This window comes from Luteococcus sp. H91 (genome assembly GCF_038433135.1).
Taxonomy (GTDB): Bacteria; Actinomycetota; Actinomycetes; order Propionibacteriales; family Propionibacteriaceae; genus Luteococcus.
In genome coordinates this window covers 20266-40371 of record NZ_JBCDMV010000019.1, presented here as the reverse complement: position 1 = coordinate 40371, position 20106 = coordinate 20266, and the positions used below count along the sequence as shown (strand labels likewise).

The window sequence follows — 20106 nt, the reverse complement described above, 5'->3', positions numbered from 1 at the left end:
CATGCTCGGCACCGATCGTCGCTGGCCGGAACTCCCCCCGGACATGCCGCAGGGGCACCCACCGTTGACGGCCGGTGCCCCTGCAGGGAGCGAGTTCAGCTCACTTCAGCTTGTTCTTGCCCTTGCCCTTGCCGGTGACCTTGCGGACGATGGCGCGCATGGTCAGCAGGGCCACCAGCGCGGCCGCGGCGGCACCGCTGCCCATGGTGATCCGGTCGGTGCGCCAGCCGTCCTCGTCCTTGACGACGCCCTTTGCGGTGCTCTTGGCGTAGTCAACCTCGTTCATCACGAAGGCCTTGGCATCGTCGACGGTGCGCTGCTTGACGGCCTTGGGGTGCACCTCGGTGACCAGGCCCTCCACATTGGCGCTCATCCGGGCACGAGCCGCGGCGATGTCGGCCTTGATCTGCTGGGCAGAGCGGGGATCGGTCTTCTTGTCAGCCATGGGCTTCTCCTGTCTGGCACTTCGGGCGACGGGCCCAATGGCGGCGGACCCGAGGTTCGCCCCCAGACTATGCCCACCCGACGTGCGGTGCGCAGTGCCACCCGTCGGTTGCTGTGCGCTGTGGGCGAACCCTGGCTAGGGTGGCTCCATGAACGAGCGCCTCACGCCGGGCTCCCCCGCGCCCGCCTTCACCCTGCCCGACGCCGATGACAAGCCCGTCAGCCTGACCGACTTTGCTGGCAGCAAGGTGATCCTGTACTTCTACCCCGCCGCGATGACCCCCGGCTGCACCATCCAGGCCGTCGACTTCACCAAGTCACTGGACGAACTGTGCCAGGCCGGCTACAAGGTGATCGGGATCAGCCCCGATTCGGTCGCCAAGCTGGCGACCTTCCGGGAGAAGGAGGAACTCTCGGTCACCCTGCTGGCCGATCCGGAGCGCGAGGTGCTGCTGGCCTATGCCGCCTTTGGCACCAAGATGCTCTACGGCAAGGAGATCGAGGGCGTGATCCGCTCCACCTTCGTGATCGACGTCGATGCCGAGGGCAAGGGCACCATCGAGGTGGCCCAGTACAACGTCAGGGCCACCGGGCACGTCGCCAAGCTGCGTCGCGAACTGGGCGTCTGAACCGCTCTGGCTACCCCGGTTCTGGTCTGATGGTGCCGGAGAAGGGACTTGAACCCTCACACCTTGCGGTACAGGAACCTAAATCCTGCGTGTCTGCCAATTCCACCACTCCGGCTCGGGGATGAAGTCTAGGGGACGCGGGGTGGCTGACCGGAAATTCGGTGGCGGACGGACGCGGTTGTGCCCAAGGATGTGGCCGTGAGCGACTTCACCATCTGCCAGATCGCCGTCCCCCGCACCGACCGGTTCGAGGCGTCGTGGGTGATGGACCAGAGCGACCAGATCAGGCTTACCGACGCGCAGGAGGTGCTGGGCGAGCCGGACTTCTTCCTGCCGCTGGAATACCGGGTGCACAGCCTGCGCCGTCAGGTGGACGAATGGCAGGTGCCGCTGGTGGCCGTCGCCGGGGTGGACACCACTGCCCTGGAGGCCGGGCCGCACGGGCTCCCCCTGCTGAGCTGGGAGCGCGAGCTGGTACCGGCCGGGGGTAGCGTGGTCGGCCTGACCGACCTGAGCGGCGGGATCACCGACAATGTGCACGTCGCGGAACTCACGGTGATCGTGCCCCAGGAGCATCGTCGCCGCGGGGTGGGCACGGCGTTGTTGCAGACCGCAGAGCGGATCGCCGCCCAGCGGGGCGCCCACACCACCCAGGCCTGGAGCGAACACCACCGCCCCGGGCCCGGCGAACCGTCGCTGACCCCACCGACGAACTTCGGTGCCATCCCGTTGGACGCCACGGCCCACTTCGCCCAGGCGCACGGCTACCTGCTGGAACAGTGCGAGCGGCACTCGGTCTGTGAGTTGCCCGGCTACGAGGATTCCCTGGACCGCCTCTGGGCCGAGGCCCTGCCACTGGCTGCTGACTACGAGCTACGCACCATCGTCGGCCGGATCCCGGATGATCTGGTGGATCGGTTCGGAGCCTTGCTGGAGCACTTCACCGCCGAGATGCCCAGTGCCGGGCTGGACCTGGAGCCCGAACGCTGGGACGCCGAGCGGATCCGACGAGGTGAGGCACGACGGGCAGCGGCGGGCCGGGAGACGGTGACCACCCTCGCGCTGAACCGGACCACCGGCGAACTGGTGGCCGCCACCGACATCACCACCGATGCCACCCACCGCGAGGTCTGCTTCCAGCAGATCACCGTCGTGGACAGCCGGCACCGCGGGCACCGGCTGGGGCTGTTGGTCAAGATCGCCAACCACCGGGCCGTGCACCAGCACTTCCCCGAGCGACGGCGGGTGCACACCTGGAATGCCGGCGAGAACTCCTGGATGCTCGCGATCAATGACCGGATGGGTTTCCGGGAGCGGATCGCCGAGGCCGCCTGGCAGAAGCGGCTGTGACCTGATCGTGATCCGCGGATTCCTCTCCTTGCCACCGGGCGGTGTCACGATGGGTGAAGAGTAGGGAGACCGTCGTGAATCGTCGTCATCTGCTGGGCATTGCCGCCCTCGCCGTCGCCGCGCCCGTGGCCGGCTGCCGCCGCGGGGCTGAGGTCCGAGACCCCGAGCCGGCGCCGAAGACTCCCCTGCCCGCCGGGATGGTGATGCTGCAGGGCGGCGACAATGTGGCTCAGCTGCCCCGAGAAACGGGCGCGAAACCAGCCACCGACAAGGCCGGATGCGCCTTCGCGGGCGCCCTGGCGCGAGCGCTGGCCGGCAAGAAGGATCTGCTGGTCTCCCCCATCTCGTTGTCCCTGCCGCTGGCGATGTTGGCCAATGGTGCCCGTGGAGCGACGCTCAAGGATCTGCTGGGGGCCCTCGGGTATGCGTCGATCGACGAGCTGAACACCGCCTGCAACAACCTGCAACAGACACTCACCGGCCGCAACCGAAAGGTAGAGGCCGGCCGACGCAAGGGCGAAGTGGGCCTGCAGATCGCCGACGCCCTGTGGGCACAGCAGGCCACCCCGATCAAGCAGGATTTCCTGGATCGGGCGGCGCGCTGGTACGGCGCCGGAATGCACGGCGTCGACTTCGGCGACGCCCAGAACACCGCCAACACCATCAACGGCTGGGCCGCCAGTAACACCCATGACCGGATCAAGAACCTGCTCTCCCCCGACGCGATCAACGAGATGACCAGGCTGGTGCTGACCAATGCCATCTGGTTCAAGGCGCCCTGGGCCGACGAGTTCTTCCGGGACGGCCAGAGGCCCTTCACCCGCGACGACGGCAGCACCACCCACCCCGAGACCATCACCCCCTTCACCAACTCCTGGGCACAGGGGCCCGGTTGGCGCGCCGCCGCCCTCAACTACCTGGGCAATGAGCTGGCGATGGCCTTCGTGCTGCCCGACGCCGGCAAGGAATCGGCCATGCTGGACGGTTGGGCGAAGGGCGGGCTGCATGGTTTGCTCACCGGCTGGCAGGACGCCGAGGTCCGGCTGACCGTCCCGTTGTGGAAGCACGAGCAGGACCTGAAGCTGATCGAGGCACTGGGCAAATTGGGGATCACGCACCTGTTCGAGGGTCAGCAGGTGGATCTGGGGGGCATCCGGGACCCGAAGGTGGAGCAGCTCTTTGTCAGCGAGGTGGTGCAGAAGACCTGGATCGCCGTCGACGAGCAGGGCACCGAAGCCGCCGCAGCCACCGCCGTCGTGGTGGAAGCCACCTCGGGCCCGGCCCCGCGCAGGATGCAGGAGCTGACGCTGGACCGGCCCTTCTGGTACGTGATCTTCGACCGGGTCACCGCGACGCCGCTCTTCGTCGGCCGGGTCGCCGATCCGGTCTACTGACGGCGGGCGGAAGAGCCCTTCGACAGGCTCGGGGACCGGGGTTGCGTGCCTGCCAACCCAACCACGATGGCCGAGCCCGTCGAGGCCCGGTTCAGGGCTCCGAGCGCTCCACGTCCCAGACCATCGGCAGCGGGGCGTCGGGGCGGGTGAGCTGTTCGTCGTCGGTGCGGAAGGTCCGTACCGGGCCGACGCCGGTCAGCCGGGTCTCGAAGCGCACCGTCACCCGGCCCAGGCCAGAACCCCATACCCAGCCGCGGCCGAAGTCGGGATGCTGCACCTCGCTGCCCGGGCTCCACTCACCCCGTCCGCGACGACGTTCCGGCGGGGGCTCGGTGCTGGTGTGTTCCTCGGTGACCACCTCGTCGCCGGCCAGCACGAAGAGTTCCTCCTGCGCCGCCAGGGTGAAGTTGGCGACGCCGACGCCCAACAGCCGCACGCCCTCCCGCACGTCCAGCGCCGCCAGGAGTTCGCGCGCCACCTGGGAGATCCGCTCGGTGGAATCCGTGGCACCGTTCAGCGTGCGGGAGCGGGTCCAGGTGGTGAAGTCACCCAGCCGCACCTTGAGCGTGATGGTCCGGGCAAATTGCCCCGAGGCACGTAGCCGGCCCGCGACGATGGCGGCGTCGCGGGTGGCGATCGTCTCCAGCTCGGCCCGGTCGGTCAAGTCGGTCTCGAAGGTGTCCTCGACCGAGATGCTCTTGGCCTCGCGGTGTGGGCTGACCGGACGGTCGTCGCGGGCGAAGGCGAGTTCGTGCAGTGCCTCGCCCCAGCTGCGCCCCACCTCCCGGGAGAGTTCGGCAACCTCGGCGTGCTGCAGGTCGGCGACGGTCTTGATCCCCAGCCGGTCCAGCTTCTCCATCGTCACCGGCCCGACGCCCGGTACCGCCCGGGCCGGTAGCGGAGAAATGGCGTCCAGCTCACCGCCGGGTGGTATCACCACCAGACCATTGGGCTTGGCCATCTCGCTGCCCACCTTGGCGATGAACTTGCTGGTGCCGATCCCCACGCTGGCGGTCAGCCCCTCGGTGCGCTCGAACAGGTCCGCTCTCAGCTGCTGGCCCAGCGCGCGCAGGGTGTCGACGTTGGTGCAGTCGTGCCCGCCCGCCGCCAGATCCACGAAGGCCTCGTCGATGCTCAACGGCTCCACCAGCGGGGAGAGTTCGTGCAGCAGCGCCATCACGATCCGGCTGGACTGGCGGTAGGCATCGAAGCGCCCGCCCAGGAAGGCGGCATTGGGTGCCCGACGGCGGGCCTCGTGCGCCGGCATGGCAGAGCGGACGCCGAAGACCCGCGCCTCATAGCTGGCGGTGGAGACCACCCCGCGCTGCCCCACCCCGCCGACGATCACCGGCTTGCCCCGCAACGAGGGCTTGTCGCGCTGCTCGACGGCGGCGAAGAAGGCATCCAGGTCAAGGTGCAGGATGCTGGCGGTGGGTCTCACGAGTACCTGATGGATGCCGCGAAAGGCCCCTCGACAAGCACGGGGACCGTGGTAGTGACACTGCCCACCCAACCACGATGGCCGAGTCTGTCGAGGCCGCGACCTTCGGCGGCCACAATCACAGCTCGGAGACCTTGGCCGACCAGACCTGCAGCGGCCCACGCTCGTCGGAGCGCTCCTCGGTGACCCGCAGCCCCACCTTCTGCGCCACATTGGTGGCGGCCTCGTTCTCGGGACGCAGCATCGCACGCAGTTCGGCGTCGGGCTGCACCACCTTGAGCGCCCGAATGCCCGCCTCGGCCACCTCCACGGCATATCCCTGCTGCCGCGAGGCCTCCTGGAAGCGGTAGTAGAGGCTCCAAGTACCGTCGGGCAGTTCCTTGCTGCGACGCACGCCGCCAACGCCGACCGGGGCGTCGTGCAGGCTGTCACGCACCAACCAGTAGCCCAGTCCGTCGTTCAGCCAGTGCTCCACATTGGCCTGGATCCCGGCCATGTGGCGCTCGATCGGCACCTCCGGCAGGTCCGGCGCGGAGTAGAGCCGGGCCCAGTCGTCCAGGTCCTTCGGGCCGACGGGCACCAGGGTGAGCCGCTCGGTGCGGGTGATCGGGAAGCGACGGGTGAAGTCGAACTCGCCGCGCGGTTCCCGGCACAGCTCGCGCCAGTCTTCGGGATCGACGTCGGGGAAGGTGACCGATCCGGGGGCCTCGTCGTGCACCTCGGTGATGTCCAACTCGGTGAGGTATTCCCAGGTGTTGCGGTAGACCTGACCGCCGCCGCAGACGAAACACACGTCGTCCAGTGCCTCGGCCAGCTCCAGCGCCAGCTCCACCGAACCAACGGCGAAACTGGGCGCCGTCTCCCGGTCACTGAGCTCGATCTGCTCCGGATCCCGACTGACGACGATGGTGGTGCGCCCGGGCAGGTAGCTGCCGATCGCGTCCAGCGTGTGCCGGCCCATGATGATCGGATGCCCCATGGTGACCGCCTTGAATCGCTCGAAGTCCTCCCGGAACTTGAACGGCTGGTCGTGACCGTCGCCGATCACACCATTGCGGCCGACGACGGCGATGGCGATGACGCGCATGGGCTTACCTCCTTGTGATGACACCATCCTGCCACCCGGCTCCGGCAGCGCCGGGTCAGTACGCACCGGGCCGGCCTACGCACTGGTCAGACCGCGATCGGCGCCTTGATCCCGGGGTGCGGGTCGTAGTCGATGATCTCGATGTCCGACAGCTCGAACTTGTCGATCTCGGTGACGTCGGGGTTGAGCTGCAGGTAGGGCAGCGGCCGAGGTTCGCGGCTGAGCTGCAGGGCCACCTGGTCAAAGTGGTTGGAGTAGATGTGCGCGTCGCCAAAGGTGTGCACGAACTCCCCCACGTTCAGGTCACAGACCTGCGCCACCAGGTGGGTGAGCAGCGCATAGGAGGCGATGTTGAAGGGCACGCCCAGGAAGATGTCGGCGCTGCGCTGGTAGAGCTGGCAGGAGAGCTTGGCCTTGCCACCGTCGGTTGCGGGGGTGACGTAGAACTGGAACATGGTGTGACACGGCGGCAGGGCCATGTTCTCCACGTCGGCCACATTCCAGGCGCTGACGATGTGGCGTCGGGAATCCGGCTTGTGCTTGATCTGGTCGATCACGGCCGCGATCTGGTCAATGTGCTCACCCGACGGGGTGGGCCAGCTGCGCCACTGGTAGCCGTAGATCGGGCCCAGATTGCCGTTCTCGTCGGCCCACTCGTCCCAGATGGTGACGCCGTTCTCGTGCAGCCAACCGACATTGGTGTCGCCGCGCAGGAACCACAGCAGCTCGCCGAAGATGCTGCGGGTGTGCAGTTTCTTGGTGGTCAGGAGCGGGAAGCCGTCGGTCAGGTTGAAGCGCATCTGGTGGCCGAAGATGCTGCGGGTTCCGGTGCCGGTGCGGTCGGACTTGTCCACGCCGGTCTCCATCACGGTGCGGAGCAGGTCAAGATACTGCTTCATCGGCATCCCCCTGGGTCTCGTCGGCCTCCGGCGCCTCGTCCGGGCGGGCGGCGCGTTCGCTGGCCAGCTTGAGGTTCAACAGGCCGGCGACGGTGGGCAGCATGGCCTCGACGGCCTGGGCCCGGTGGCTGATCCGGTTCTTCACGTCCGGAGCCAGCTCGGCGCTGGTGAGCCGACGGCCGTCCACCTCCGGCGCGTCGTCGGGGCAGAAGATCGGGTCATAGCCGAATCCGTTCTCGCCATGCCGCTCGAAGGCGATGTCACCGCTCCATTCGCGACGCACCGACTCGGCATGCCGCATCCCCTCCATCCCGTTGGGGATCACGAAGGCCATCGCGCAGACGAAGCGCGCGGTGCGCTGCCCCAGCGGGACGTCGCTGATCTGGCGCAAGAGCAGGTCGTTGTTGGCCTCGTCGTCGCATTCCGGGCCGGCCCAGCGGGCGGACCGCACTCCGGGGCAGTTGTTGAGTACGTCCACCTCGATCCCGGAATCATCTGCCAGGGCAGGGATTCCGGTGCGCAGCGCACAGGTGCGGGCCTTGATCAGGGCATTGCCCTCAAAGGTGCGCTCGGTCTCGGCGGGCTCGGGATAGGCGTCGATGTCGGACAGCCCCAGGATGTCGATCGGCAGTTCCGCGGCCTCGACGACGGCCCGCAGCTCGCGCAGCTTCTTGGGATTGTTGGTGGCCAGGATCACCTGGGCCCGGGGATGCTCTCGGTCTTCCATGGCGCCAGACGCCCACTCATCCGTCGAGTTCATCACTTGGCCTCATTCGGCTCGGAGGCGGCAGTCAGGGCCGCCTGCTGCAGCTGCTTGAGCTCCGAGCAGCCCTTCAGCCCCAGGTCCAGCAGGGTGTTCAGGGTGTCACGGTCAAAGGGGACGCCCTCCGCGGTGCCCTGCACCTCGATGAAGTCACCATTGCCGGCCACCACGATGTTCATGTCCGTGTCCGCGGTGGAGTCCTCGGTGTAGGCCAGGTCCAGCATCGGGATGCCATCGACGACGCCCACGCTGATCGCGGCAACGGTGTCCTTCAGCGGTTCGCCCTTCAGGGCCCCCTTGCCACGCAGGTATTCGACGGCGTCGGCCAGCGCCACGTAGGCACCGGTGATCGACGCGGTCCGGGTGCCGCCGTCGGCCTGCAGCACGTCGCAGTCGATGATGATGGTGTTCTCACCCAGCGCCTCGTAGTCGATCACCGCGCGCAGCGCGCGGCCGATCAGCCGTGAGATCTCATGGGTGCGGCCGCCGATCTTGCCCTTGCGGGATTCGCGGCCGTTGCGGGTATTGGTGGCGCGGGGCAGCATCTCGTACTCGCTGGTCACCCAGCCCTTGCCCTGTCCCTTCATCCAGCGCGGCACGCCCTCCTCGACGCTGGCGGCCACCAGCACCCGGGTCTTGCCGAACTCGATCAGGCATGAGCCCTCCGCATGGTCCAGCCAGTTGCGGGTGATCCTCACCTCGCGCAGTTGGTCGGCCGCCCGGCCGTCGATTCGGTTTGTGGAGGTCTGCTCGTTTGCCATGTCCCCAAAGCTATCGCGTGCCACCGACAGTTTTCCGCCCCACCGGTCCCCGACCGCCGACAGGACCGCTGTGGCCGGCATGAACTAATGTCGGGAACATGCCCGAACCGGATTACGTCACCCGAAATGCACTGGGTCTGGCTGCCCTGTGCAGCACGATGGGCGTCCTGCACTTCATCAGGCCCGAACCCTTCGATCAGCTCATCCCCGAACCGCTGCCGGGCACACCCCGCGCCTGGACCCTGGGCTCCGGCGTGGCCGAGCTGGCCGTGGCCGGCCTGCTGGCCGTGCCTGCCACGCGGCGTCTGGGCGGTGGGGCCGCGGCTGCCCTGTTCGTCGGGGTCTTCCCGGGCAATCTCAAGATGGCGATGGACTGGCGGGATCGACCGGCCTGGCAGCAGGCGATAGCGCTGGCTCGGCTGCCACTCCAGGCGGACTTGGTCCGTCGTGCGCGCATCGTCGCCAGGGGCGCCTGACCCGCGGCGCCGCGATCCCTCAGCGCCCCAGGGCGTCGGCCTCCGCCCCGATCGTCGTGGACTCGCCGTGCCCGGTGTGCACCACCGTGTCGTTCGGCAGGGTGAACAGCCGGGTGCGGATGCTGTCCTCCAGCATCTCGCGGCTCGAGAAGGAGCGGCCGGTCGCGCCGGGGCCACCCTGGAAGAGCGTGTCACCGCTGAACAACACCCCCCGCGACGGCACGTACAGGCAGACTCCGCCCGGCGCGTGGCCGGGGGTGTGGATCACCCGCACGTCATGCCCGGCCACCTGCAGCGTCTGGCCGTCGGCCAGCGGCAGGTTCGGCAGGGTCTCCGGGTGGGTGAGGTGCCAGACGGGCAGGTCGTCGGGGTGCAGCAGCACCGGCGCGTCCACCCGCTGGGCCAGCTCGGGGGCAACCCGGACGTGGTCGTCGTGGCCGTGGGTGCAGACCACCGCGACGACCTTGCGGCCGGCCACCACCTCCAGGAGCGCGTCCACGTCGTGCGGGGCGTCGATCACCAGGCACTCGGCGTCGTCGCCCAGCACCCAGATGTTGTTCTCGACGTCAAAGGTCTCGCCATCCAGGCTGAAGGTGCCGCTGACGACGCCGTGGTCAATACGCAGGGTCATGGGGTTCTCCTCCGGTTTGAGGGGCCTCGACAGGCTCGGCCGTCGGGGCGCGGGGTGTCGCGGGGCTGTCAGTCGATGACGACCACACTACGCAGCACATCACCGGACTTCATCCGGGCGAATGCGGATTCCACGTCGCCCAGGCCGATCTTCTCGGTGACGAAGGCGTCCAGCGGCAGCCGGCCCTGCAGGTAGAGGTTGACCAGCATCGGGAAGTCCCGGCTGGGCAGGCAGTCGCCGTACCACGACGACTTGATCGCGCCGCCGCGGCTGAAGATCTCGATCAACGGGATCTCCCAGCTCATGTCCGGCGTGGGGACGCCGACGAGCACCACCCGGCCGGCCAGATCCCGCGCCTCGAAGGCCTGCTGGAAGGTCTCGGGCCGCCCGACCGCGTCCACCACGACGTCGGCGCCGAAGCCGTCACAAATATCCTTGATCTGCTGGACGACGGTGTCATCGGTGGAGTGGACGGTGTGGGTCGCGCCCAGGCTCTTGGCGATCTCCAGCTTGCGGTCATCGGTGTCCACCGCCACCACCGTCGCCGCACCGGCCAGCACGGCACCGGCGACCGCGGCCATCCCCACACCGCCCAGACCAATCACGGCCACGCTCTCTCCGCGCTTGACCTGGCCCGTGTTCAGCGAGGCACCCAGGCCGGCCATCACGCCACAGCCCAGCAGGCCGGCCACGGCGGGTTCGGCGGCCTCGTCGACGATGGTGCACTGCCCCGCGGCCACCAGCGTCTTCTCCGCGAAGGCGCCGATCCCCAGCGCCGGGCTGAGCTCGGTGCCGTCGGTCAGGGTCATCCTCTGGGTTGCATTGGCGGTATTGAAGCAGTACCACGGCTCACCCTTGAGGCAGGCGCGGCACTGGCCGCAGACCGCGCGCCAGTTGAGCACCACGTAGTCACCGGGCTTCACATTGCTGACGCCCTCGCCGACGGCCTCGACCACACCGGCGGCCTCGTGGCCCAACAGGAAGGGGAAGTCGTCGTTGATCCCGCCCTGCTTGTAGTGCAGATCGGTGTGGCAGACGCCGCAGGCCTGCACCTTCACCAGCGCCTCGCCCGGCCCGGGATCGGGGACGACGATGTCCACCAGTTCGACGTCGGCATCCTTGCTGCGGGAAATGACGGCCTTCACGGTCTGGCTCATGGGGGTTCTCCTTCGACGGTTCGGGTGGCGACGTGGCGCAGCCGCCGTCGGGTGCATCAGGAAGCACCACGGCAGCGGCTGCCGGGTCGGTCGGAATGACTACTCGGTCGGGATGACTACTTGGGGCAGGTGCAGCGGTCTTCGGGCTTGACGTCCTTGAGCGCTTCCTCGATGTGCTCGCCGCAGCCGGCCCAGGTGGGCTTGCCGCACTTCTCGCAGGTGACCTTCATGCACATGGCGTCTCCTCACGTCCGGTGGTGTGCCTGACACCAATCCTGCCACCCTTCGAACAGGGTCAGCGCTTGCCCAACGCGATCTGTTGCACGTCGTTCACGAAACCGTCCATCAGGCGCCCGCCGATGCCCTGGAAGTCGTGATTGCTGCCGGTGGTCAGGAAGAGCCGCTGCGCCTCCCGGGGGGTGTGGTGCAGCAGTTCGCGGCGCTGCAGCGTGGTGTAGGTGGCCTTGGCGCACTCCTCCGATGAGCTGACCAGGGTCACCTCGTCGCCCAGGACGTAGCTGATCACGCCCTGCAGCAGCGGGTAGTGGGTGCACCCGAGGATCAGGGTGTCGCAGCCGGCACGCTGGATCGGCTCCAGGTATTCGCGGGCAACCGAGAGCAGGTCGTCGCCGCCGGTGATTCCGGCCTCGACGAATTCGACGAAGCGTGGGCAGGCCTGGGTGGTCAGCTGCACCTGCGGCGCCACCACGACGGCGTCGTTGTAGGAGCGGGAATTGGCGGTGGCCTCGGTACAGATCACGCCCACCTTGTTGTTCCGAGTGGCGGCGACGGCGCGACGGGCGGCGGGCAGGATCACCTCGATGATCGGCACGTCGTAGCGTTCGCGGGCATCGCGCAGCGCCGCCGACGACGCGGAATTGCAGGCGATGACCAGGGCCTTCACGCCGTGGGTCACCAGCCGATCCATGCACTCGATCGCAAAGGAGCGCACCTCGGCGATCGGTCGGGGGCCGTACGGGGTGCGTGCGGTGTCGCCCAGGTAGATGACGTCCTCATTGGGCAACTGGTCGACGATGGCCCGGGCGACGGTCAGGCCGCCGAAGCCGGAGTCGAAGATGCCGATCGGGGCGTCGCTGCCGATCTCTGACTCGAAGGGGATCACTCGCACTTCCTTTCAACCCGAGCAATGATAGTTCTCGTGGGCGACATGCCCCACCATCACCCAACATCGCTCGCAGGGAGAACCGCATGACCGGCCGTAGCCCGAAGTCCCCGCGCTCGAAGTCCCCACTCTCAATGTCCCCGCGTCGCAGCAGAGCCCTGTACCGGTTGGCCACCGACCGACCGATCGCCCGGCGCACCGCCGTGATCGCCGCGGCGGCGCTGAGCGGCACGACCTTTTCCGGCTGCCTGCGGATGCGTGACACCAAGCCCGGGACGGTCTCGCGGGTGGTGCCGGGCACCGACGAGGCCGAGCGCGAGTTCACCGGGTACTACGTGGTGGGCAAGGACTTCGACTCGGCCGACGTGACGATCGACGAGCACGGCGACCGGATCGTGCTGGCGGTGGACATCACCACCGCCGGGAAGGGCACCAGCGACGCCTCGGGCCGGGAACGCAGTTTCCCCATCCAGCTGGCCTCGCCCCGCCGCAAGCGCCCCTTCGTGGATCGCGGCGGACAACAGATCCAGGTTTCCGACAAGTAGGCCCTCCCGACAGGCTCGGGGACCGTGGTCGGGCGACTTGGGGAGCCTCCGCAACCACGATGGCCGAGCCTGTCGAGGCCCCTTGTCAGGGCCGAGGCATCAGGAGTGAGTCATCAGGGGCGACGCAGGCTGAGCTGCACCAGCACCGGGCCGGTGCGCTGGGCCGACGGACCATCCGAGCCACAGCCCGCACCCCCGTCGGCGGTGCCCGAGGCGCAGGAGCCGCAGCCGCCGCTGGGGCAGCCCATCGCCAGCTCCTTGGCCTCGATCCGGCCCATCCGGCGCAGGTGGTCCACCGCGCTCTGCACCACGCCCCGGTCCAGGCCGGTGCGCTCGCTGATCTCGTCCAGACTGGTGGCGCCGTCCTCGAAGGCGGCGAGCACCGCGCTCAGCGGGCGGACCGGGCCCCGGGTGCTGGTGACCTGGATCACCAGAACAGCCTTCCGATCTGGAAGATCGCCACGGCGCTGACCCAGGCGACGGCCAGCTGCATCGCCACGCCGAAGATGGTCCACTTCAGCCCGATCTCGCGCTTCTGCGCGGCCAGCGTCGCTACGCAGGGTGTGTAGGCCAGCAGGAAGACCAGGAAGGCGATCACGGCCGGCAGCGGGTGTCCGCCCGATGACTTCTCGAAGTCGGCGGTGATCCGCTGCCCCAGGGTGCCGGGGTCGCCGCCCTCCTCGGGCTCGTCGACGGCGTAGGTCTGTGCCCAGGAGGAGATCACGGCCTCCTTGGCGACGAAGCCCACCACCATCGCCGAGGTGGTCTGCCACTGGTCGAAACCGGCGGGGCCGAAGACCGGGCTGACGGCCTGCGCGGCGACGCCATAGGCGGAATCCTCCACCGGCACCTCACCGAAGCGCTCACCGCCACCCGTCGGGATGGACTGCAGCAACCACACCACGCAGACCGTCGCGACGATGATTCCCGACGCGGTCTGCAGGAAGCCCTTGAGTCGGGTCCAGGTGACGGCGGCGGTCAGGCGGACGGTCGGCCGCTGGTAGGGCGGCAGATCCAGCACCAGCGGCTCGGCGCCCATGGTGCGCCACAGGGTCTTGCGCAGTGCCAGGCCGCAAAGCACCACCATCAGGATGCTGACCAGGTACATCGCGAAGACCACGGTGCCGGCCCACCTGCCAAAGAAGGTGGTGGCCACCAGCACGTAGACGGTCAGTCGGGCGGTGCAGCTGGTGAAGGGCACCAGCAGCGCGGTGAGGATCCGCTGTCGCTCCTGCGGCAGGATCCGCGTCGCGGAGATGGCCGGCACATTGCAACCGAAGCCCACCACCAGCGGCAGGAAGGCCCGGCCCGGCAGCCCCAGCGAGCGCATCATCCGGTCGGTGACCACGGCGGCGCGTGCCATGTAGCCCGAATCCTCCAGCAGCGCCAGCAGCAGGAACATCAGCGCCATCAGCGGGGCGAAGGTGAGCAGCATGCCGACGCCGGCCACCAGGCCGTCCACCAGCAGGCCCTGGACCCAGCTCTCCCCCAGCCCAACCTGGCTCAGCGCCCAGGTGACACCGTCGCTGATCGGGCCGGTGAAGAGCCCGTCCAGGAAGTCCTGCATCGGGGCGGCCACGACGGTGGTGATCTGGAAGACGCACCACATCACGGCCATGAAGATCAGCGGGCCGATCACTGGCGCGGTCACCCAGCGATCCACCTTGTCGCTCAGCGACGCGCGAGCCTCCCCCGAATCGCGGGTGCCGGCGGCGACGGCGGACTCGATGAAGCCGAAGCGTTCGTCCTCGCGCACCAGGTCGGCATCCAATGGCGCCAGCTCCGATGAGGGAACCTCGGACAGGGTGCGGGGCTGGGCGGCGGGGGCGCCCAGCGCCTCATGCACGGTCTTGGTCAGGTTGTCGTCGCCACGGCGGTGCCGGGGGTCGATGCCCACCACGGGGCAACCCAGTTCGGTGGCCAGCGCGAAGGTGTCGATGTCGATCCCGCGGTGGCGGGCGACGTCCAGCATGGTGAGCGCCACGACCACCTTCATCGAGCGTTCCCGCAGCTGCGCCACCATGTACAGGCTGCGCGCCAAGTGGGCGGCATCAGCCACGACGATGGTGACGTCGGGTCGTTCGTCGACGGGACCGTCCACCAACAGTTCGCGGGTGAGCGCCTCGTCGGGGCTGACCGGATCCAGCGAGTAGGCGCCGGGCAGGTCGATCAGCGTCATCTCCAGCCTCTTCGGCGCGGTGCCGGTGGTTTCGCAGTGACAGTCGACGCAGTCGCAGGTGCGGCCCTCCACCGTGGTGCGCCAGACGCCGCGCGAGACCTCGACGGTGGTTCCGGGCCAGTTGCCCATGGTGACCCGTGCGCCGGTGAGAGTGTTGAACAGGGTGGACTTGCCGGAATTGGGGGCGCCCACCAGGGCGATCACGGGGGCATCGGGGCCGGCACCGCTGCCGGCCGTGTCCTGACAGCAGGCCTTGGCGCTCAGCACGTCTCGGCGCTTGCCCACCTGGAGCAGTTCGGGCGATTCGGTGGTGATGCTCATGCTGCAGCCTCCGGCAGGTCGGCCTCGGTCAGGATCGGCTCGACGAACAGTCGTCGCAGCATCGACTTGTCCAGCGCAATCCGGGATCCGGCGACGTGCAGCACCCGGCCGCCACCGGCGGTGCGGTGCACCAGCCGGACCTGGGCGCCGCGGCGCAACCCCAGGGCCGCGAGCCGACGACACAAGTCTGGCGTCCCCTCTGCACGCAGCAGGGTGAGGGGGCGCCCCATCGGGGCCGTGGCCAGGCTCATCGGGTTGTCCATGAAGTCACCATAAGCCCTTAGGTAAGCCTAAGCACACCCAGGGTGGGGATTATCACACAAAGGCCTTGCGAAAACCCCAGCGAGTGAGTTTCCTGGCGCTCGCGAAGCACTCAGAGAGCCTCGATCAAGGATTCCTGCAGCCAGCCCGTCCAGGCGTAGACCTCGTACAACCACGAGCGCGGATCGGACTCCGGCAGTTGCGCCGCCTCATCCGCACTGATCTCGTCGGTGATGTCCAACCGCACCGCCAGCGCCAGCCGGACATTGGTCAGGGTCTTCAGCCACGGGGTGACGTGCGCCTGCGGCAGCCGGCAACGGCCCCGCCGGTCGGTGTGCTGCAGGTCATTGACGACGGTGTGTGCGTCGGCCACCTTGAGACTTCGCTGCTGGGCCTGGGTGAAGCGCCGGAAGTCGTGCGAGGCGGCCGGATCATCCGGATAGGCATCGGGGAAGAGCCGCCGGATCACCGGATCGACCTCGTCGCCGTCCTCGTCGTCCGGCAGCCCCATGGTCTCCACCGTCGGGGCCTGATCCTGGCTGAATTCCGCTTCCCACCGGGCAAAGGGATCCGCGTCGGGCTCGGGCTCCGCGTCGTGCTCCATCGGGGCGGCCATCAGGTCCTGATCGGTCAGCAGTTCGGCCAGCTGGTCCACCATGCCGGCCAACAGCCCGGGCTCCTCGGCGTCGAAGTGGATCACCAGGAAGCCATCCTCGGGCTCCACTCCCCTCATTCGGCACGCTCCATCGTGGCCCACAGGCCATAGCCGTGCATGGCGTTGACGTCGCGTTCCATCTGTTCGCGCCCGCCCATGCTGACGGCACTCTTGCCCTCGTTGTGCACTTCCAGCATCAGCTGCTCGGCCTTCTCCTTCGGGTAGCCGAAGTAGCTGGTGAAGACATGGGTGACGTAGCTCATCAGGTTGACCGGGTCATCCCAGACCAGCGTCACCCAGGGTTGCTGCGTCGCGGCGCTCTCGTCGGTACGCTCGACGACGGCCGTACCACCCGACGGCGTGATGGTGGGCTCGCTACTCATGCTCCCCATTGTTGCGCACTCACGAAGCGTCGTCGCGCCTCCTGCGCCACGCGTCGAGCGCCATCTCGAACAGCAACAGGAACACGCCGAGCACCAGCCCGAAGACCACGCTCCAGACCAGCGGCTCCTTCGTCAGCCCGAGCCAAACGGCCGCTTGGCGCACGATGACAGCGGCCACGACAGTGGCCATGAAGAGCCCCAGATATGAGGCGGGCCCGCGGCTTTGCTGCCTGGATTGGGTCTGCATGACACCAACCTAGCTGCCGCACAGTCGGAAGCGACCTACTAGGCAGACACGCTAGACAGTTTCACTAAGTAGTGGCACTATTGAGCCATGGCAACCCAACCCTGGCCCAGCGAGTGGCTCCGCGGCACCCTCACCCTCGCGGTGCTGCGCGTCCTGGCCGAGGGGCCGACCTATGGCTACGCGATCGCCAATGCCCTGGCCGACGCCGGATTTGGCGACATCAAGGGCGGCACGCTCTATCCCCTGCTCAGCCGACTGGAGACCCAGGGCCTGGTGGAGACCGAGTGGCGCGAGGGCGACGGTGGCCCCGGCCGCAAGTACTTCCTGCTCACCGACCTGGGCCAGCGCCGCTACCACCAACAGGCCCCCCTGTGGCGCGCCTTCTGCCAGCACACCAGCGACTTCATCAACCCTGACCAGCCCCACCAGAACCCGGAGGCATGACATGAACGCCAAGCAGCCCACCGACAAGCAGTGGCTCGACGAGATGATCATCGAACTTCGCCTGCGCAATGTCCGGGGACCCGCCATCGGTGACGCGGTCGCCGCCGTCGAGACGCACTGCGCCGAAGCCGGCGAGAGCGCCGCGGAGGCCTTCGGCGCCCCGCGGGAATTTGCCCGTGCCCTCGACTTCCCGGGCGACCAGCTGAACCACACCACCCCCACGAAGTGGGCACGCTTGATGTCCCCGATCGCCATTGGACTCGTCGGCCTCTACCTGGTGCCGGGCATCGTGCTGGCCCTGTTCACCGATGCCCCCGTGGCGGTGCGGTGGGGAGAGATCGTCACACTGGGGCTGTTGGCGTTGTTCGTCCTGTTGGCTGCCCGGGTCCCCGGCGTGCTGCGCGCCATCACTCAGCGATGGATCAATGCTGCCCTGATCCTCGGCGGCGGCATCACCGTGCTGACGATGAGCCAGGTGTTGCTCGACGTCACCGCCTTCCACGTGCCGCTCTGGCTCGCCGTCGTGGCCTGTCTGGCGACGCTGGCCTACTCGGTGATCGGCATGCGTCACACGATTGAGACCGAGCAGGACCTGATCATCGACCCCCGCACCCGTCGCCCGATGAACCCCGCCATCGCGGCCGCGGCCAGCTGGATCTTCGTGATCAGCGCCGTCGGCCTGGCCCTGATCACCGCGATCCCGCTCTGGTTCGCCAGCTGAGGCGTCACGCCGACGTGCGTCGTTGACTGCGCACGTCGGGCTACCCCGGGCACGCGCTGCTGACAATCTGCGTGCAGCGGCTGCCCGGGGCACCAGGACGTGCAGCGTGGAAGGCAGTACACCGGTGCGGTCACCGCAATTGCCAGACTCGACAACCTTCGAGGGCAATAGCCCCCTGTCGTCGGCCCCATTCGTCCAATAGTGTGAAAACCATGACCACCGCACTACTGACCGACCACTACGAGCTCACCATGGTCCGCGCGGCCATGGGATCGGGCACCGCCTTTCGGCGCAGCGTCTTCGAGCTCTTCCCGCGACGGCTGCCCGAGGGGCGCCGCTACGGCGTCGTGGCCGGGGTGGGCCGGATGCTCGACGCGCTGGAGGACTTCCGCTTCGACTCCGAGACCGTCGACTGGCTGCTGGACAAGGACGTCGTCAACGACGAGTGCGCCGCCTGGCTGCGGGACTTCCGGTTCAGCGGCAACATGTGGGGCTACCCGGAGGGTGAGATCTACTTCCCTGGCTCGCCCCTGCTTCGGGTGGAGGGAAGCTTCGCCGAAGCCTGCGTGCTGGAGACCTTGCTGCTGAGCATCTACAACCACGATGCGGCGATCGCCTCGGCCGCCAGCCGGATGACGGCGATGGCCGAGGGGCGGCCGTGCATCGAGATGGGCTCGCGCCGCACCCAGGAGCTCTCCGCGGTGGCCGCCGCCCGGGCCGCCTACATCGCCGGCTTCAACAACTCGTCGAATCTGGAGGCCGGCCGGCGGTGGGGCGTTCCCACCGCCGGCACCGCCGCCCACTCCTTCACCCTGCTGCACGACAGCGAGGAGGAGGCCTTCAAGGCGCAGATCGCCGCGCTGGGTGAGAACACCGCGCTGCTGGTGGACACCTATGACATCGACGAGGCGATCCGCACCGGCGTCCGGCTGACCGAGGGCCGGTTGGGCGCAATCCGGCTGGACTCCGGAGACCTGGCCATCATGGCTCGTCAGGCGCGTGACCTGCTGGACGACCTGGGCGCCACCAAGACCCGGATCATCGTCACCAGCGACCTGGACGAGTGGCAGATCGCCGCGCTGCGTGGTGCCCCCGTCGATGGCTACGGCGTCGGCACCTCGGTGGTCACCGGCTCCGGGCACCCCACTTGCGGCTTCGTCTACAAGCTGGTGGCCCGCGCCAATTCCGACGATCCGAATGCGGAGCTGTACCCCGTCGCCAAGAAGTCCACCAACAAGAACACGGTCGGTGGCCGCAAGTTCGCGATGCGCCGCTTCAACGAGCGCGGCGTGGCTGAGGCCGAGATCGTCGGCATCGGCACCCCGCCCAGCGGCGACGCCAATGACCGGCAGCTGATGGTGCCGCTGGTGGAGAATGGCACCGTCGTTGGCCGGGAGGACCTGCAGGCCGCCCGCACCCGGCACGAGAATTCCCGCAAGGAACTGCCGTTGGCGGCGCTGCGGGTCAGCAAGGGTGAACCCGCGATTCCGACGATCATCCTGGATTCCGAGGGTGACGAGGCCTACAACCCGTACCTGCACTCTGCCGTCCCCACCAATATCTGAAGGACGCGGCCCCACCACTTCAAAGGAGACATCATGGCCAGCACCAGCGCGCTGCTCGTCGTCGACGTGCAGAACGACTTCTGCGAGGGAGGTGCGCTGGCGGTGGCCGGCGGCAATGACGTGGCCCGACGGCTGGCCGAGCTGCTGGCCGACGGGCGGGCGGGTTATGCCAAGGTGATCGCCAGCCGGGACCACCACATCGATCCCGGCTCGCACTTCAGCGACCACCCGGACTTCAAGGATTCCTGGCCGCCGCACTGCGTGGTCGGGACGCCCGGCCAGGAGATCCACCCCGCCCTGGCCGGTCACGACTTCGACGCGGTCTTCGACAAGGGCTCCTACAGCGCCGCCTATTCCGCCTTCGAGGGCAGCATCGGCGGCGACGAGGACGGGGAGCCGCTGGTGGACTGGCTGCTGCGGCACAAGATCAGCCACGTCGACGTGGTGGGGATCGCCACCGACCACTGCGTCCGGGCCACCGCGCTGGATGCCGCGCAGGAGGGCTTCACCACCACGGTGCTGCTGGACCTGACCGCCGCGGTGGACCCGGCCAACCTGCAGCGGGTGCGCGACGAGTTCACCGAGAACGGGATCCACCTCCGCTGAGCTCGGCGGGGGCACCCCCTCGAC

General features: G+C 68.4%; 24 protein-coding genes, 1 tRNA gene and 1 pseudogene. 9 read left to right on the top strand and 17 right to left on the bottom strand.

Features of this window, described 5'->3' with window-relative positions; all coding sequences use genetic code 11:
- Positions 1–100: 100 nt before the first annotated feature.
- Complete coding sequence (locus tag AAEX57_RS10070; RefSeq protein ID WP_342092440.1) at positions 101–445, bottom strand: DUF3618 domain-containing protein; 345 nt, start codon at positions 443–445, stop codon at positions 101–103.
- 148 nt (positions 446–593) lie between these two features.
- On the opposite strand from AAEX57_RS10070, the gene AAEX57_RS10065 reads away from it, so the two are divergent.
- The gene (locus AAEX57_RS10065) at positions 594–1073 is read left to right on the top strand and encodes a peroxiredoxin (RefSeq protein WP_342092439.1); all 480 of its coding nucleotides are present in this window, start codon (positions 594–596) and stop codon (positions 1071–1073) included.
- Between the two features lie 30 nt (positions 1074–1103).
- Here AAEX57_RS10065 and AAEX57_RS10060 read toward each other — a convergent pair.
- Positions 1104–1188: transfer RNA gene (locus AAEX57_RS10060), tRNA-Leu, on the bottom strand.
- Between the two features lie 83 nt (positions 1189–1271).
- On the opposite strand from AAEX57_RS10060, the gene AAEX57_RS10055 reads away from it, so the two are divergent.
- Positions 1272–2423 (top strand): GNAT family N-acetyltransferase, encoded by a 1152-nt coding sequence (locus tag AAEX57_RS10055; protein ID WP_342092438.1) that lies wholly within the window; start codon positions 1272–1274, stop codon positions 2421–2423.
- 74 nt (positions 2424–2497) lie between these two features.
- Positions 2498–3817: a serpin family protein gene (locus AAEX57_RS10050; RefSeq protein ID WP_342092437.1), complete on the top strand. Its 1320-nt coding sequence runs from the start codon at positions 2498–2500 to the stop codon at positions 3815–3817.
- 91 nt (positions 3818–3908) lie between these two features.
- On the opposite strand, the gene AAEX57_RS10045 is transcribed toward AAEX57_RS10050, so the two are convergent.
- The 6 genes and pseudogenes from AAEX57_RS10045 to rph all read right to left on the bottom strand — a co-directional run bounded on the left by AAEX57_RS10045 (position 3909) and on the right by rph (position 8768).
- Positions 3909–5258, bottom strand: a complete 1350-nt coding sequence (locus tag AAEX57_RS10045; protein WP_342092436.1) for a DNA polymerase IV — start codon at positions 5256–5258, stop codon at positions 3909–3911.
- A gap of 118 nt (positions 5259–5376) precedes the next feature.
- Positions 5377–5838 carry a GNAT family N-acetyltransferase gene (locus tag AAEX57_RS10040; protein WP_342092451.1) on the bottom strand — a complete coding sequence of 154 codons (462 nt, stop codon included), beginning with the start codon at positions 5836–5838 and terminating at the stop codon, positions 5377–5379.
- A 42-nt stretch (positions 5839–5880) separates the two neighbouring features.
- A pseudogene (locus tag AAEX57_RS10035) lies at positions 5881–6345 on the bottom strand (dihydrofolate reductase); the annotation flags it as partial.
- 86 nt (positions 6346–6431) lie between these two features.
- Positions 6432–7244, bottom strand: a complete 813-nt coding sequence (locus AAEX57_RS10030) for a thymidylate synthase (protein ID WP_342092435.1) — start codon at positions 7242–7244, stop codon at positions 6432–6434.
- Positions 7228–7971: a non-canonical purine NTP pyrophosphatase gene (locus tag AAEX57_RS10025; protein ID WP_342092434.1), complete on the bottom strand. Its 744-nt coding sequence runs from the start codon at positions 7969–7971 to the stop codon at positions 7228–7230. Before AAEX57_RS10025 ends, AAEX57_RS10030 begins: the two co-directional genes overlap by 17 nt.
- Before the next feature lie 32 nt (positions 7972–8003).
- On the bottom strand, positions 8004–8768 hold the full coding sequence (gene rph, locus AAEX57_RS10020) for a ribonuclease PH (RefSeq protein WP_342092433.1): 765 nt from the start codon (positions 8766–8768) through the stop codon (positions 8004–8006).
- 98 nt (positions 8769–8866) lie between these two features.
- Here rph and AAEX57_RS10015 point away from each other — a divergent pair, with 98 nt between their 5' ends.
- Entirely contained in the window at positions 8867–9244 is a 378-nt protein-coding gene (locus AAEX57_RS10015; protein ID WP_342092432.1) for a DoxX family protein, read from the top strand.
- A 19-nt stretch (positions 9245–9263) separates the two neighbouring features.
- On the opposite strand, the gene AAEX57_RS10010 is transcribed toward AAEX57_RS10015, so the two are convergent.
- The 3 genes from AAEX57_RS10010 to murI form a co-directional block, all read right to left on the bottom strand.
- Positions 9264–9875 (bottom strand): MBL fold metallo-hydrolase, encoded by a 612-nt coding sequence (locus tag AAEX57_RS10010; protein ID WP_342092431.1) that lies wholly within the window; start codon positions 9873–9875, stop codon positions 9264–9266.
- A gap of 68 nt (positions 9876–9943) precedes the next feature.
- On the bottom strand, positions 9944–11032 hold the full coding sequence (locus tag AAEX57_RS10005; RefSeq protein WP_342092430.1) for an S-(hydroxymethyl)mycothiol dehydrogenase: 1089 nt from the start codon (positions 11030–11032) through the stop codon (positions 9944–9946).
- Positions 11033–11327: 295 nt separating this feature from the next.
- Complete coding sequence (murI, locus tag AAEX57_RS10000) at positions 11328–12152, bottom strand: glutamate racemase (RefSeq protein ID WP_342092450.1); 825 nt, start codon at positions 12150–12152, stop codon at positions 11328–11330.
- A gap of 89 nt (positions 12153–12241) precedes the next feature.
- On the opposite strand from murI, the gene AAEX57_RS09995 reads away from it, so the two are divergent.
- Complete coding sequence (locus tag AAEX57_RS09995; RefSeq protein ID WP_342092429.1) at positions 12242–12700, top strand: hypothetical protein; 459 nt, start codon at positions 12242–12244, stop codon at positions 12698–12700.
- A 113-nt stretch (positions 12701–12813) separates the two neighbouring features.
- Here the strand turns inward: AAEX57_RS09995 and AAEX57_RS09990 are convergent, their stop codons facing one another.
- The 6 genes from AAEX57_RS09990 to AAEX57_RS09965 all read right to left on the bottom strand — a co-directional run bounded on the left by AAEX57_RS09990 (position 12814) and on the right by AAEX57_RS09965 (position 16746).
- Positions 12814–13131, bottom strand: a complete 318-nt coding sequence (locus AAEX57_RS09990) for a FeoC-like transcriptional regulator (protein WP_342092428.1) — start codon at positions 13129–13131, stop codon at positions 12814–12816.
- Positions 13128–15200: a ferrous iron transport protein B gene (gene feoB, locus AAEX57_RS09985; protein ID WP_342092427.1), complete on the bottom strand. Its 2073-nt coding sequence runs from the start codon at positions 15198–15200 to the stop codon at positions 13128–13130. Before feoB ends, AAEX57_RS09990 begins: the two co-directional genes overlap by 4 nt.
- The gene (locus AAEX57_RS09980) at positions 15197–15463 is read right to left on the bottom strand and encodes a FeoA family protein (RefSeq protein ID WP_342092426.1); all 267 of its coding nucleotides are present in this window, start codon (positions 15461–15463) and stop codon (positions 15197–15199) included. The genes feoB and AAEX57_RS09980 overlap by 4 nt, the downstream gene beginning before the upstream one ends.
- A gap of 110 nt (positions 15464–15573) precedes the next feature.
- Positions 15574–16194 carry a DUF2017 domain-containing protein gene (locus tag AAEX57_RS09975; RefSeq protein WP_342092425.1) on the bottom strand — a complete coding sequence of 207 codons (621 nt, stop codon included), beginning with the start codon at positions 16192–16194 and terminating at the stop codon, positions 15574–15576.
- Positions 16191–16499, bottom strand: a complete 309-nt coding sequence (gene clpS, locus AAEX57_RS09970) for an ATP-dependent Clp protease adapter ClpS (protein WP_342092424.1) — start codon at positions 16497–16499, stop codon at positions 16191–16193. The genes AAEX57_RS09975 and clpS overlap by 4 nt, the downstream gene beginning before the upstream one ends.
- 19 nt (positions 16500–16518) lie before the next feature.
- The gene (locus tag AAEX57_RS09965) at positions 16519–16746 is read right to left on the bottom strand and encodes a hypothetical protein (protein ID WP_342092423.1); all 228 of its coding nucleotides are present in this window, start codon (positions 16744–16746) and stop codon (positions 16519–16521) included.
- 87 nt (positions 16747–16833) lie between these two features.
- On the opposite strand from AAEX57_RS09965, the gene AAEX57_RS09960 reads away from it, so the two are divergent.
- The 4 genes from AAEX57_RS09960 (at position 16834) to AAEX57_RS09945 (ending at position 20082) form a co-directional block, all read left to right on the top strand.
- Positions 16834–17190 carry a PadR family transcriptional regulator gene (locus AAEX57_RS09960; protein ID WP_342092422.1) on the top strand — a complete coding sequence of 119 codons (357 nt, stop codon included), beginning with the start codon at positions 16834–16836 and terminating at the stop codon, positions 17188–17190.
- 1 nt (position 17191) lies between these two features.
- A complete protein-coding gene (locus AAEX57_RS09955; protein WP_342092421.1) occupies positions 17192–17911 on the top strand; it encodes a hypothetical protein in 720 nt (239 codons plus the stop codon).
- 203 nt (positions 17912–18114) lie between these two features.
- On the top strand, positions 18115–19476 hold the full coding sequence (locus AAEX57_RS09950) for a nicotinate phosphoribosyltransferase (protein WP_342092420.1): 1362 nt from the start codon (positions 18115–18117) through the stop codon (positions 19474–19476).
- Positions 19477–19509: 33 nt separating this feature from the next.
- On the top strand, positions 19510–20082 hold the full coding sequence (locus AAEX57_RS09945) for an isochorismatase family protein (protein ID WP_342092419.1): 573 nt from the start codon (positions 19510–19512) through the stop codon (positions 20080–20082).
- Positions 20083–20106: the final 24 nt, after the last annotated feature.